This is a genomic window from Pseudomonas sp. Pse35, assembly GCF_024519715.1.
In the GTDB taxonomy this organism is placed as follows: Bacteria; Pseudomonadota; Gammaproteobacteria; order Pseudomonadales; family Pseudomonadaceae; genus Aquipseudomonas; species Aquipseudomonas paracarnis.
This window is the reverse complement of sequence record NZ_JALJRP010000018.1, coordinates 53,531-66,165: the sequence shown is the minus strand read 5'-3', so window position 1 is coordinate 66,165 and position 12,635 is coordinate 53,531. Positions and strand designations below refer to the sequence as shown.

Below are 12,635 nucleotides of genomic sequence, written 5' to 3'. Positions count from 1 at the left end.
TTACCAGGAAGAGCTGCTGGAGTATCAGGCATTCGAGCTAGACCCACTGGATCCTGCCGACGATGCCACCGAGCTGTAACACCGACTTCAGGCGGAGTGGCGCTGACTGCGGCGAAATTCCCCTGGGGTCTGGTTGTTCCAACGCCTGAAGGCCCTTTGGAAGGCTTGGGCCGAAGCAAAACCGAGCAAGTAGGCGATCTCGCCGAACGCCAGTTCCGTATCGCGAATGTAGGTCATGGCCAGGTCGCGACGGGTGTCATTGAGGATCGCGCGAAACTGCGTGCCTTCCTCGGCCAGTTTGCGCCGCAATGTCCAGGTTGGCAGCTTCAAGCGTGCCGCCACTTCCTCCAGGTCGGGTTCCCGGCCGCCATTGAGCATCGGCCCGAGCAACCGGGTAATGCGCTCGCGCAGGCTGCGGGTGCGGGTCAACTGCTCTAATTCCCTTTCACACAGCTGTAGCAACAGGTGCCAGGTGCTTGGGCAATGCTGCGGGTTGCGCAGCGCCAGGGTGGGTTGGCTGAGGCGCAGTTGATTGACCTCGGCGCCGAAGTGGACCACGCCCTCTCCCAGCACCCTGTAGTGGTCGTGGTAGTCCGGCGCGTCGAATTCGATTTCAATGCGCTGGGCCTGCACCGGCTGTTGGGCCAGGCCAGACAATTGCTGCAGCCAGCCGGCGATGATCGAATCCACCACAAAGCGGTTATAGGTGTTGTAGGGGCTGATGGAATAAAACCTCAGCCACGCGCCTTCGGCGTCTTCATGAAAGCTTGATTGCCCGCGATAGTTGGAGCCGTACAGTGCTTCAAAGCGTGTGAGCGTGCGTGCCGCTTCGCGCACGGTGGGCGCTTGGGCGGCAGTAACGCCGGCAAGACCAGCCTGGCTCAAGCGGCTGAGCTGGCCCATACGCAGACCCAGGCCGGGGTTGCCGGTCAGTTGGATGGCCGCGTGGCCCAGGCGCATGTAGCGCGGGATCGACAAGCGTGCGCCGGCCTCAGCCAGGCGAGCTGGATCGAGGCCGTATTGCAGCAGCAGGGGCTGTGGGTCCAGGCCGTGGCTGTGGATGGCGTCGGCCAGGGTGTGCACGAAGCCCACCGACAGATCCCCCAGGCGCACCGGCTTCACGGCGCTACAGCCAGATATTCAGCAGGCGCGCACCATGGGCGTCGCCATCGGCGAAGACTTGCCCATTGCGACTGAGAAAACTTTGGCCGGCGCTGCCCAGGTCCCAGAATTGTCCGCGCAGAAAGACGCTCATGCCCGCGGTGGCTTCGCTGACAGGCGGCTGGCTGATCAGGGTAAGGCGACGCCAGGCCGCGCCCTCACTGGTTTCTTCAGGCTTGAGGCTCACTTCTGAGGGCGTAGACACACTCTTGAAACCGCGCCACGGACGGTCCCAGGTATCGCGGCCGGTGACAAAAGCGGGTACCGCGATCAATTGCGCGCCTTGCTCGTTGAGCTTGCGGTAGTTGTCCGGGTACCAGCTGTCGCTGCCGACCAGAATGCCCAGGCGCCCGGCGGGGGTATCGACAACGTTGACGACATGCTCATCGCCAGGTTCTATAAAGCCACGTTCATCGTAGATCGGGTAAAGCTGGCGCTGCGGCTGGCCCAGCGGCAAGCCGTCGGCGGCGAACACCACGCTGGCGTTGTACAGCGCGCCGTGGCCGATCTCCAGTTGCCCCTGGATCACGCTCGGGTTGGGCAGGGCGATGGAACCGGCCACCAGGGTCACGCCAAATTCTTTGGCGAGGCCGCCAAACAACACTTGATAGTCGCGGGCCATTGCCGGGGCTTTCATGCGCAGGTACGCATCGTCCATGCGGTTGTCGCCAGTGGCGCTGATCCAGGCTTTGGCAAATTGCAGCGGGTTGCTGATCGACAGCCAGTTCATGGCGTCCTTGAGGTGAGCGGCCTGGTACAGCTCATTCTTTTCTCCGCCGAGCATCAGCCAAGTGCCGATATGTTCCGGCAGCACCACAACGGTCTTGGCATTGATCAGCCCAAGGTCCCGGGCATTTTGCAGGTAGGCGGACAGCTTCAGATGCAGGCGTTCCAGGCTCTGGTAATCGGCAGGGAACAGTTCCGGCTGGATACCCAGCAGGTTGCCCCGGTCGGCTGGTTCGCCCTCGTTGACGGCGAGGGTGATGCGCAGGTCGGACAGGTAATGCGCCACGGGGCGCTCCTGGGTCCAGACCAGATACGCGGCGAGTGAGGCAACCAGGGCCATGATGACGGTGAACGCTAGAAGTTTACGCATGGGGCAACAGACAACAGACCAGGTGCAGGGTTCGCGACTAGGGTAGGGCCCATGGCGTGGCTTGCCAAGGGGCGCTGTGCATTTGGATCAATAACTTGTCAGTTTCAGTCATTGAGCCGTGGTCCACCGCCTCTTAGTCTGTGGGACATAAACCGATGGCACGCCGTTCGAGTGCGCCACGTCCCGTGATGATCCGTTGTGGAGCTGTACCATGACCGCTGCTGCCTACCCGCACCTGCTGGCCCCGTTGGACCTGGGTTTCACCACCTTGCGCAACCGTACCCTGATGGGTTCGATGCACACCGGCCTGGAAGAAAAGCCCGGCGGTTTCGAGCGTATGGCGGCCTATTTTGCCGAGCGCGCCCGTGGCGGCGTAGGCCTGATGGTCACTGGCGGCATTGGCCCCAATGATGAAGGCGGCGTGTACGCCGGTGCAGCCAAGCTGACCACCGAAGAAGAGGCGAGCAAGCACAAGATCGTTACCCAAGCCGTGCACGACGCGGGTGGCAAGATCTGCATGCAGATCCTCCACGCCGGGCGTTACGCCTACAGCCCCAAGCAGGTGGCTCCGAGCGCTATCCAGGCGCCGATCAACCCGTTCAAACCCAAGGAACTGGATGAAGAGGGCATCGAAAAGCAGATCCAGGATTTTGTCACCTGCTCGCTGCTGGCCCAGGTCGCCGAGTATGACGGCGTCGAAATCATGGGCTCCGAAGGCTACTTCATTAACCAGTTCCTCGCTGCCCATACCAACCATCGCACCGACCGTTGGGGCGGCAGCTTTGAAAATCGCATGCGTCTGGCGGTGGAAATCGTGCGCCGCGTACGCGAAGCCGTAGGCCCGAACTTCATTATCATCTTCCGCCTGTCGATGCTCGACCTGGTGGAAGGCGGCAGTGTCTGGGAAGAGATCGTGCAGTTGGCCAAGGCCATCGAACAGGCCGGCGCGACGATCATCAACACCGGTATCGGCTGGCACGAAGCACGTATCCCGACCATCGCCACCAAGGTACCCCGTGGTGCGTTCAGTAAAGTCACGGCCAAATTGCGCGGTTCGGTACAGATTCCGCTGATCACCACCAACCGCATCAACACCCCGGAAATTGCTGAGCAGATCCTGGCCGAAGGCGACGCCGATATGGTCTCGATGGCGCGGCCGTTTCTCGCCGACCCCGAGTTCGTCAACAAGGCCGCCGCCGGGCGCGCCGATGAGATCAATACCTGTATCGGCTGCAACCAGGCATGCCTGGACCATACCTTTGGCGGCAAGCTCACCACCTGCCTGGTCAACCCGCGGGCGTGCTACGAAACCGAGCTCAATTACTTGCCGGTCAAGCAGATCAAAAAGGTCGCGGTCGTCGGCGCAGGCCCTGCGGGTTTGGCCGCGGCTACCGTGGCCGCCGAGCGCGGGCATCAGGTGACCTTGTTCGACTCCGCCAGCGAGATCGGCGGCCAGTTCAATATCGCCAAGCGCGTGCCGGGCAAGGAAGAGTTCTTCGAGACCCTGCGTTATTTCAAACGCAAATTGCAGACCACCCACGTCGAGCTGTGCCTCAACACCCGTGTCGACGTTGCGCAACTGGTAGCGGGCGGTTATGACGAAGTGATCCTGGCCACCGGCATCGCACCGCGTACCCCGGCGATTCCCGGTGTCGACAACGCCAAGGTCCTGAGTTACCTGGACGTGATCCTCGAGCGCAAGCCGGTGGGCAAGCGCGTGGCGGTGATCGGCGCCGGCGGCATCGGTTTTGACGTGTCTGAATTTCTCGTCCACCAAGGCGTATCCACCAGCCTGGATCGTGAGGCGTTCTGGAAAGAATGGGGCATCGACACTCAGCTGCAAGCCCGTGGTGGCGTGGCCGGGATCAAACCCGAGCGCCACGCGCCGGCCCGTGAAGTGTTCCTGCTGCAACGCAAGGCTTCCAAAGTGGGCGATGGCCTGGGCAAGACTACGGGCTGGATCCACCGCACCGGTTTGAAGAACAAGCAGGTGCAGATGTTCAACAGCGTCGAGTACTTGAAGATCGACGATGAAGGCTTGCATATCCGCATCGGCGCCGAGGGCGAGCCGCAAGTCCTGGCGGTGGACAATATCGTCATCTGTGCCGGCCAGGACCCGCTGCGCGAATTGCACGACGGCCTGGTCGCCGCCGGCCAGAACGTGCACCTGATCGGTGGCGCCGATGTGGCGGCCGAACTGGACGCCAAGCGCGCCATCAACCAGGGCTCGCGCCTGGCTGCAGAGCTGTAATACGCCAAGAGGGGCGGTGGTAGACTACCGCCCTCTTTTCATTCAGATACCTGCCGATGGGCCCTTTCGACTGGCTTCCTCACGCGCCCCTTGAACCCTTGCACCTGGACTGGCTGAACGGAGTCGAGTTGGCCGTGCTGCGCCTGGACTGTATCGACCCGCTGATCAGTGGCAACAAGTGGTTCAAGCTCACCGAGCACCTGGCCCAGGCCCGACACGCTGGAGCCGCCGGGGTGATGAGTCTCGGCGGTGCGTACTCCAACCATTTGCATGCGCTGGCGGCGGCGGGCAAGCGCTTTGGTTTTTCCACGGTCGGCCTGCTGCGGGGCCATCCTCGAGACACCCCCACGGTTCTCGACCTCAAAGCGTTTGGCATGCAACTGCATTGGCTCGGTTATGGCGGTTATAGGGCGCGGCATGAAGCGGGTTTCTGGTTGCCTTGGCGCGAGCAGTATCCTGGCTTTCATCCGATACCCGAAGGCGGCGGTGGGCTGGCCGGTGCGCAGGGCTGTGGCGTGTTGGTCGAGCAGGCGCGGGCGCAACTGGACAGCCTCGGTTGGAGCGATTACGACGCCTGGTGGTTGGCGGCGGGTACCGGCACGACACTGGCCGGGCTGGCACTGGCGGAGGCGGGCGCGCATCCGGTATATGGCGCCATGGCGGTGCCGGATGACCACGGTGTGGCGCAGAACGTGAGTGCCATCGTGCAGGACGGTTATACATTGCTGGACGCCAGTCGCGGCGGCTTTGCCAAAGCCGATCCACTGTTGCTCGACTTCATTCAGCGCACCGAACTAGCGTGCGGTCTACCGCTGGAACCGCTTTACACCGGCAAGGCGCTGCTGGCGTTGAAACAGCAGATCGAGGCCGGACGCTTTGCCCCCGGCATGCGCCTGATCTTCATCCATACCGGCGGCCTGCAAGGCCGCCGAGGCTTCAGCGACTGGCGCGAACCTCTTGTGGGAGCTGGCTTGCCTGCGAAAGCGGTCTTGCAGTAAGAGGCACTGTGACTGACACACCGCCTTCGCGGGCAAGCCCGCTCCCACAGGGGAGCTAATTGGCTGGGTTAAAGCCTCCTCCCACCCGGCATCATGCGCAGCGCCGTGTTATCGCGCATCACGTAATGATGAAAGATGCCCGCCAACGCGTGCAGCCCGATCAGCCAATAACCGATCTGGCCAAACAGCACATGCCAGCCTTCAATCTCCTTGGCCAGTGCCTTGTTTTCCCCAATCAACGGCGGCAACTCCATCCCATAGAACATCACCGAGTGCCCTTCGGCGCTGACGATCAACCAGCCGGCAATCGGCATGCCGATCATCAACGCGTACAACGCAGCGTGCATCAGTGTCGCCAGCAGGCTTTGCCATTGCGGCGGTGCCGGCACGATCTTCGGCGCCACCCCCAGGCTGCGTGCGAACAGGCGCAGCCATACCAGCACAAACACGGTAAGGCCGAGCATAAAGTGCATTTCCACAATCAGCGTGCGTGCGCCGCTGCCTTTGGGGAATTGGCCGCGCAGTTCAATGCAGGCGTAGACCACCGCCAGCAGCACCACCATCAACCAGTGCAACGCAATCGACATGGTGCTGTAGCGTGTATCGGAATTTTTCCACGGCATCGCTGTGTTCCTCACTCATCAGGGCATACCTCCATTCTTTAGCGATGGAGTGCATTAACTCTATGCCTGTTTTGAGCGCTGCGCTTGTTGCCAATGCCGTTGTCTTGACCTCGGTCAGTAGGCCTGCGGCATTTCCCCGCGGGCCAGGCGCTGGTTGATGTCACTGATGACCTGTGGCAGATCGGTGATGGTGTCAATCAGGTAGTGTGGGCGTGAAGCTTCGAACATCGCTTCGATGCGCTGGCGTTCGCTGGCCAGTGTGTCGGTGTCCAGGGCGCGGAATTGCTCGTAGGTGAGGCCCAGCGCATTGCCCGAGCAGGTCAGGGCCACGGTCCACATGCCGGCACGGCGACCTTCGAGAATGCCCGGCACGGTGTCGTCGACCTTCACGCAGGCCGCCACATCATCAATGCCCAGGGCTATCACGTTGGCCAACGCCTGGGCCGGCCATGGTCGGCCGTTGGGCACTTCGTCAGTGGCCACGACATGGTCGGCGACGTAGCCATTGGTGGCGGCCAGGGCCACGACCTTGTCCATCACCTGCTTGGGGTAGCCGGAGCAGGAGCCGATCTTGATGCCTTGGCCGCGCAGGGCGGCGATGGTGTCGAGGGCGCCGGGGATCAGGGCCGAGTGCTCGGCGATTTTCTCGATCTGCAGCGGCATGAAGCGCTGGTAGATGGCGGTCACGTCGTCGTCGGTGGGCGTGCGGCCGAACGCCTTGCGGTAGCGTTCGGCAACCTGCGGCTGGTCGCAGAGCGTACGGATATGGTCCCACTTGCCCATGCCCATCGGGCCACGGGCTTCCTCGATCGACACCTGCACGTCGAACTCGGCGAAGGCCTCGACAAAAATCTGCGTGGGGGCGAAGGAGCCGAAATCGACCACGGTGCCAGCCCAGTCGAGGATAACGGCCTGGAGGGTGTTGGGGTTTTGATAGTTCATGGTTCAGATCCTGTGGGGTAATAACATTCATCTATGTAGGAGCTTGCTCGCGAAAAACATCCAGGCGCCGCGTTAACTCAGGATGCCCGCGTTTTCGTTAACACTCTTCGCGAGCAAGCTCGCTCCTGCACATTTCTTGCAGCACCTCGGCGATGGCCTTGACGGCTGCGCGCATGTCGGCCGCGTCGACATGACCGATGCAGCCCACGCGAAAGGTTTCCACCTGGGTCAATTTGCCCGGGTACAGAATGAAACCCTTGGCCTTGACCCGTTCGTAGAACGCTTTGAACTGATAGCGAGGATCGTCGGGGGCGTGGAAGGTGGCAATGATCGGCGCCTGGATAGCCGCCGGTAGAAAACTGCGCACGCCCAGTTCGGCCATGCCGTCCAGCAAGGCCTGGCAGTTATTTGCATAGCGCTGGTGACGGGCGGGCAGGCCGCCTTCCTCGGCGTACTGCAGCAGCGCTTCATGCAAGGCGGCGACCACGTGGGTCGGCGGGGTGAAGCGCCACTGGCCGGTTTTGGTCATGTAGCTGTGCTGGTCGAACAGGTCCATCGCCAGGGAATGGCAGTTGCCCTGTGCCGCGGCCAGTGCGTGTTTTTCCGCAAAGACAAAGCCCATGCCCGGTACGCCTTCCAGGCATTTGCCCGAGGCGGCGATCAGCGCGTCGAAGGGGATTTCGCGGGCATCAATCGGTAGCGCGCCGAAGGAACTCATGGCGTCGATGATCAGGCGCTTGCCGTGGCGTTTGACCACCTCGGCGATCTGCGGCAACGGGTTGAGAATGCCGGTGCTGGTTTCACAATGAATCAGCGCGACGTGGGTGATGGCGCTGTCGGCGTGCAGCAGGCGATCCACATCGGCGGCAGTGGTGGGCTCGTCTTCGGCGGTTTCAAAGGTGCTGAATGCGCGGCCAAGCACCTCGCAGATTTTCGCCAGGCGCTTGCCGTAGGCGCCGTTGATGAGCACCAGCACCTTGCCATTGCGGGGGACCAGGGTGCCGATCGCAGCTTCGACGGCGAAGGTGCCGCTGCCTTGCAACGGCACGCAGTGGTGGCTGTCGGCGCCGTTGAGGATCGCCAGCAACTGGCTGCACACACTGGCTGTGAGCTGGTTGAAGCGGTCGTCCCACGAGCCCCAGTCCGTCATCATCGCCTGGCGGGTGCGGTTCGAGGTGGTCAGGGGGCCGGGGGTCAACAGGATCGGCGCGGCAGTGGGCATGTCAAATCCTCGCAAGGGGTTGGGGTTCAAGCTACGGCGCCTAAATTGCAGTTTGGCTTGTCATCAATCAAATTGTTTGTTGTTATGCGAGCTATCAGTGAGGCCGATAGCTATGAATCTGTTCCAACTGCGTGCATTCGATGCCGTGGCCCGTGAGGGCAGTTTTACCCGTGCGGCGGCTCGGCTGTTTATCAGCCAGCCGGCGGTGACCGGGCATATCAAGGCGCTTGAGGAGCACTACCAGATCCCGCTGTTGCGCCGCACCGCACGTCGGGTGGAATTGACCGAGGAGGGCGCACGCCTGGCGGCCATCACGCGGGCTATCTTCGGGTTGGTCGACGAGGCGCAAACCCTGCTGGAGGCCAACCGCCAGTTGCTCACCGGGCGCCTGGAAGTGGCGGCGGATGGCCCCCACCTGGTGATGCCTATGATCGCCAGCCTGCGTGCGCGCTACCCCGGCATTACCGTGAACCTGCGTTTGGGCAATGCCCAGGAAACCCTGGTGGCGTTGCTGTCCGAACATGCGGATGTGGCGGTGCTCACCGAGGTGGAACCGCGCAATGGCCTGCACTTGCAACCCCTGGACCAGTCACGGATTTGCGCCTTGGTGCCGGCCGCACACCCGTGGGCCAAGCAGCCCGACGGTATTGAACTGGCGCAGTTGCATGAGGTGATCATGGTGCTGCGCGAGCCCAGTTCCACCACCCGCCGCACCTTTGACGACGCCTGCCTGGCGGCGAATGTGCAGCCCAAAGTGCTGCTGGAACTGGACAGTCGGGAAGCTGTGGCCGAGGCGGTGGCGGCAGAGTTGGGCGTGGGCGTGGTGTCGTCGATGGAGGTCAGCCCGGACCCGCGTGTGCAGGCAGTGCCGATCCTCGGCGATGGCCTGCTGAATCGGCATATGCTCGGCTGCATGGAGCGCCGTCGCTCGCTGCGCTTGATTCAGGCGTTTTTCGAGTTGGCGTGAAGGCTCTCACGCACAATCTCCAGAAAGGTCGCGACCACACGGCGTGAACTTTGCTCTTTCAGGCACACCAGGGTTTCTTTCATGCGTTGGGTGCAATCGCGGATCGGCATGGCGTACACCCGTGCATCGGCACCGAACTCTGCCGCCGACACCACGCCCACGCCAATCCCTACCACCACGGCTTCACGGGCGGCCTCGCGGCCTTCCACCTGGATCGCCGGACGAATGCGCAGGCCGGCCTGGCGCATTTCCTGTTCGAGGGTCTGACGGGTGACCGAGCCGGTTTCCCGCAGTACCAGCGGGGTGTCATCGAGGTCGGCCAGGCAGATCGACTCGCGCCCGGCCCAGGCATGGTCCCGTGCGACAAAAGCCAGCAGTTGGTCGTCGGGCAGCGGCACTGACAACAGGCGCACATCATCGACATCGCGCCCCAACAGCGCCAGATCGGCCTGGTAGTTGTAGAGGCGCGACAGTGACTCATCGGTATTGCCCGTTTCGATCTTCACGCTGATCCCAGGGTAGCGCTGGCAGAAGCGTGCAATCTGCGGCAGGACGTGCACGGGCGCATCCACCGCCAGGGTAAGGGTGCCGGTGAGCAGGGCACGCGAATCCTGCAGCAATTCTTCGGCTTCGGCCTCGATCACAAACAGGCGCTGGGTGATACCCAGCAGGCGTTCACCCAGATCGGTCAGGCGCACCGAACGCTTGTTGCGGTGAAACAGCAATACGCCGAAGCGCTCTTCAAGTTTGCGCACCTGGTCGGAAATCGCAGGCTGGGTCAGGAACAGCCGTTCTGCAGCCCCGGTAAAACTGCCGTGAATGGCCACCGCATGGAAGGCTTTGAGCTGGGCATGGGAAACCGACATGGTACGTCCTCTTAAAACCTGAGCTTATATTTGAAATACGATAAATCGATTTTACCTATGAGTCAGCCATTGTTTTGATGCACCTCAGCCGCCGTAGGTTGAGTCCTACAACCACGGCGGCCATGGGCGCAGGCACATCGCACCCATCTGACCAATACCGCGCTATCCAAGGCCCGGCATTGCAGTGCTCAACCATAAGAACAACAGGCGTTTTCTTTCGATTCTGCCGGCACACTCACACCTGAGGTCAGAACCACCATGAATATCCCTATGGGTAGTATCAAGCGTTGGCGCGTGCAGATTTTCGCCATTACCTGGCTGGCGTACGCCGCGTTCTATTTCACCCGCAAAGCCTTTTCGGTGGCAAAGCTGGGGATTGGCGACGACCCGAGTTTCCCCCTCGACAAAATGACGATGGCTAACCTGGATGGCCTCTATCTCGCAGCGTATGCGGTGGGCCAGTTCACCTGGGGCATGCTTGCAGACCGCTTCGGGCCACGGGTAGTGGTGCTCGGTGGCTTGTTGATTTCCGCAGGCGCGGCGCTGGTGATGGGCACCTGTGCCACTTTGCCGATTTTTGTCACCTGCATGTTGGTACAGGGCTTGGCCCAGTCCACTGGCTGGTCGGGGTTGTGCAAGAACCTTGGTAGTTTCTTCCCGGCCCAGCAGCGGGGGCGGGTGCTGGGGCTGTGGAGTTCGTGTTATGCATTTGGCGGGTTGGTCGCGTCACCGTTTGCCGGTTGGTGGGCTTATACGCTGATCGGCAGCTGGCATGCGGCGTTTATTTCCAGCGCCGCAGTGGTCGCGGTGGTGGCCGTGCTCTTCTTTATGTTCCAGCGCAATACCCCGCAGGATGTGGGCTTGCCGACAGTCGAGCCCGAGCCGGTGCTGAGCGCCGAGCAGTTGGCCGCCGAACAGCGCGTGAGCGTACTCGAGCCCCTGCGCGCGATCCTGCGCAACCGTACGGTGTTGACCCTGGGGCTGGCTTACTTCCTGCTCAAGCCGGCGCGCTACGCGATTCTGTTGTGGGGGCCGGTGATCGTCTACGAGCAGATGCCGTCGGTGGGCAAGGTCGGTGCCGCCATCGTGCCCACCGCGTTTGAGCTGGCCGGTTTATTGGGGCCGGTGTTGATCGGCCTGGCCTCCGACAAACTGTTCGGTGCTCGGCGCATGCCCGCCTGCGTGCTCAGCCTGTTGGCGCTGACGGTTGCCCTGGCGTTGTTTATGGGCGCGCTGCACACCGGCAGTGTGGTGCTGGTGATGACGTTGCTGTTTGTCATGGGGCTGACGCTGTATGGGCCGGACTCGATGATCAGCAGCACGGCGGCCATCGACTTCGGCACCGCCAAGGCCGGCGCTACCGCTGCGGGCTTTGTCAACGGCTGCGGTTCGGTGGGAGCGATCCTGGGTGGTTTGCTGCCAGGCTATTTCGATACCGTTACGGTATTTATTGTGTTTGCCGGTGCGGCACTGTTTTCGTCGCTGGTGCTGATGCCCTACTGGAATGCCAGGCCCGCCGTACTGGCCCAGGCCGGGGATTTTGTGCCGGACCGCAATGCGGTGATCAAACCCTTGCGCACCTGAGTACCCTGGCCGGTTTTTTGGTGGAACGAAGCGTTCTCGCGCTATAAACTCTGCCCCCAAAGCGCCGGCCAGTAGACGTTTCGGCGCGATGGAAATAAGAGAGTGAGTCATGGGCGCACAGTGGAAAGTCAAACATAAAGAAGCGGCAGCCAATGCCAAGGGCAAGATTTTCGGCAAGCTGGTGAAAGAAATCACCATCGCCGCCCGCAACGGCGCCGATACCGCGACCAACGCGCACCTGCGCCTGGTGGTGGAGCAGGCCAAAAAGGCCTCGATGCCCAAGGAAACCCTGGACCGCGCGATCAAAAAGGGCGCCGGTCTGCTCGGTGAGACCGTGCAATACCACCGCGTGACCTACGAAGGTTTTGCGCCGCACCAGGTGCCTTTGATCGTCGAGTGCGTGACCGACAACATCAACCGCACCGTGGCGGAAATCCGCGTGGCCTTCCGCAAGGGCCAACTGGGCGCTTCCGGTTCGGTGGCCTGGGATTTCAACCATGTGGGCCTGATCGAAGCATCACCGGACACGCCAGACGCCGATCCAGAAATGGCCGCCATCGAAGCCGGTGCCCAAGACTTTGAAGAGGGTGAAGAAGGCGCCACCTTGTTCATTACCGAAACCACCGACCTGGATGCCGTGCAGAAAGCCTTGCGGGAGCAGGGTTTTACCGTGCTGTCGGCCAAGCTGGGCTATATCTCCAAGAACCCGGTCAGCGGTTTGACCGATGAGCAGATGGCTGAAGTCGAGGCGTTCCTGGAAGGCCTGGACAATCATGATGATGTGCAGGATATGTTTGTCGGCCTGGCGGGCTGATTTCTATCTGAGTACACGCGGTTAATATGTGGGAGCGGGCTTGCTCGCGAATGCGGTGGAACAGCCAATACATCTGTTGACTGTCACACAGCCTTCGCGAGCAAGCCCGCT

Annotated in this window: 11 protein-coding genes; 5 read left to right on the top strand and 6 right to left on the bottom strand. The window is 61.9% G+C overall.

The features are described 5' to 3' along the window. Positions 1-87: 87 nt before the first annotated feature. Entirely contained in the window at positions 88-1,122 is a 1,035-nt protein-coding gene (locus tag OC445_RS16425; RefSeq protein WP_034127942.1) for an AraC family transcriptional regulator, read from the bottom strand. 4 nt (positions 1,123-1,126) lie between these two features. Further along, a complete protein-coding gene (locus tag OC445_RS16420) occupies positions 1,127-2,257 on the bottom strand; it encodes a carbon-nitrogen hydrolase family protein (RefSeq protein ID WP_034127941.1) in 1,131 nt (376 codons plus the stop codon). Between the two features lie 211 nt (positions 2,258-2,468). On the opposite strand from OC445_RS16420, the gene OC445_RS16415 reads away from it, so the two are divergent. Together OC445_RS16415 and OC445_RS16410 are read left to right on the top strand one after the other, a co-directional pair. Beyond that, positions 2,469-4,508: an NADPH-dependent 2,4-dienoyl-CoA reductase gene (locus OC445_RS16415; RefSeq protein ID WP_054917366.1), complete on the top strand. Its 2,040-nt coding sequence runs from the start codon at positions 2,469-2,471 to the stop codon at positions 4,506-4,508. Positions 4,509-4,564: 56 nt separating this feature from the next. After that, complete coding sequence (locus OC445_RS16410; protein WP_262020219.1) at positions 4,565-5,506, top strand: 1-aminocyclopropane-1-carboxylate deaminase/D-cysteine desulfhydrase; 942 nt, start codon at positions 4,565-4,567, stop codon at positions 5,504-5,506. 68 nt (positions 5,507-5,574) lie between these two features. Here OC445_RS16410 and OC445_RS16405 read toward each other — a convergent pair whose 3' ends face one another. The 3 genes from OC445_RS16405 to OC445_RS16395 all read right to left on the bottom strand — a co-directional run bounded on the left by OC445_RS16405 (position 5,575) and on the right by OC445_RS16395 (position 8,293). Further along, positions 5,575-6,129: a cytochrome b gene (locus OC445_RS16405; RefSeq protein ID WP_198790551.1), complete on the bottom strand. Its 555-nt coding sequence runs from the start codon at positions 6,127-6,129 to the stop codon at positions 5,575-5,577. Positions 6,130-6,243: 114 nt separating this feature from the next. Then, positions 6,244-7,071, bottom strand: a complete 828-nt coding sequence (phnX, locus tag OC445_RS16400; protein ID WP_054917363.1) for a phosphonoacetaldehyde hydrolase — start codon at positions 7,069-7,071, stop codon at positions 6,244-6,246. A gap of 97 nt (positions 7,072-7,168) precedes the next feature. After that, positions 7,169-8,293 (bottom strand): 2-aminoethylphosphonate--pyruvate transaminase, encoded by a 1,125-nt coding sequence (locus OC445_RS16395; protein ID WP_072446092.1) that lies wholly within the window; start codon positions 8,291-8,293, stop codon positions 7,169-7,171. A 112-nt stretch (positions 8,294-8,405) separates the two neighbouring features. On the opposite strand from OC445_RS16395, the gene OC445_RS16390 reads away from it, so the two are divergent. Next, positions 8,406-9,260 (top strand): LysR substrate-binding domain-containing protein, encoded by an 855-nt coding sequence (locus tag OC445_RS16390; RefSeq protein WP_198790550.1) that lies wholly within the window; start codon positions 8,406-8,408, stop codon positions 9,258-9,260. Here OC445_RS16390 and OC445_RS16385 read toward each other — a convergent pair. Continuing rightward, positions 9,236-10,126: a LysR substrate-binding domain-containing protein gene (locus OC445_RS16385; protein WP_034127935.1), complete on the bottom strand. Its 891-nt coding sequence runs from the start codon at positions 10,124-10,126 to the stop codon at positions 9,236-9,238. The two genes, OC445_RS16390 and OC445_RS16385, sit on opposite strands and share 25 nt — an antisense overlap. 258 nt (positions 10,127-10,384) lie before the next feature. Here OC445_RS16385 and OC445_RS16380 point away from each other — a divergent pair, with 258 nt between their 5' ends. Both OC445_RS16380 and OC445_RS16375 read left to right on the top strand, forming a co-directional pair. Beyond that, positions 10,385-11,710, top strand: a complete 1,326-nt coding sequence (locus OC445_RS16380) for an MFS transporter (protein WP_072446088.1) — start codon at positions 10,385-10,387, stop codon at positions 11,708-11,710. A 109-nt stretch (positions 11,711-11,819) separates the two neighbouring features. Next, complete coding sequence (locus tag OC445_RS16375) at positions 11,820-12,524, top strand: YebC/PmpR family DNA-binding transcriptional regulator (protein WP_262020218.1); 705 nt, start codon at positions 11,820-11,822, stop codon at positions 12,522-12,524. Positions 12,525-12,635 lie beyond the last annotated feature (111 nt).

Bases quoted from the DNA above. Each gene is read 5' to 3' on its own strand.
- OC445_RS16420 (WP_034127941.1), bottom strand. From the start codon at position 2,257: ATGCGTAAACTTCTAGCGTTCACCGTCATCATGGCCCTGGTTGCCTCA.
- OC445_RS16415 (WP_054917366.1), top strand. From the start codon at position 2,469: ATGACCGCTGCTGCCTACCCGCACCTGCTGGCCCCGTTGGACCTGGGT.
- OC445_RS16410 (WP_262020219.1), top strand. From the start codon at position 4,565: ATGGGCCCTTTCGACTGGCTTCCTCACGCGCCCCTTGAACCCTTGCAC.
- OC445_RS16405 (WP_198790551.1), bottom strand. From the start codon at position 6,129: ATGCCGTGGAAAAATTCCGATACACGCTACAGCACCATGTCGATTGCG.
- phnX (WP_054917363.1), bottom strand. From the start codon at position 7,071: ATGAACTATCAAAACCCCAACACCCTCCAGGCCGTTATCCTCGACTGG.
- OC445_RS16395 (WP_072446092.1), bottom strand. From the start codon at position 8,293: ATGCCCACTGCCGCGCCGATCCTGTTGACCCCCGGCCCCCTGACCACC.
- OC445_RS16390 (WP_198790550.1), top strand. From the start codon at position 8,406: ATGAATCTGTTCCAACTGCGTGCATTCGATGCCGTGGCCCGTGAGGGC.
- OC445_RS16385 (WP_034127935.1), bottom strand. From the start codon at position 10,126: ATGTCGGTTTCCCATGCCCAGCTCAAAGCCTTCCATGCGGTGGCCATT.
- OC445_RS16380 (WP_072446088.1), top strand. From the start codon at position 10,385: ATGAATATCCCTATGGGTAGTATCAAGCGTTGGCGCGTGCAGATTTTC.
- OC445_RS16375 (WP_262020218.1), top strand. From the start codon at position 11,820: ATGGGCGCACAGTGGAAAGTCAAACATAAAGAAGCGGCAGCCAATGCC.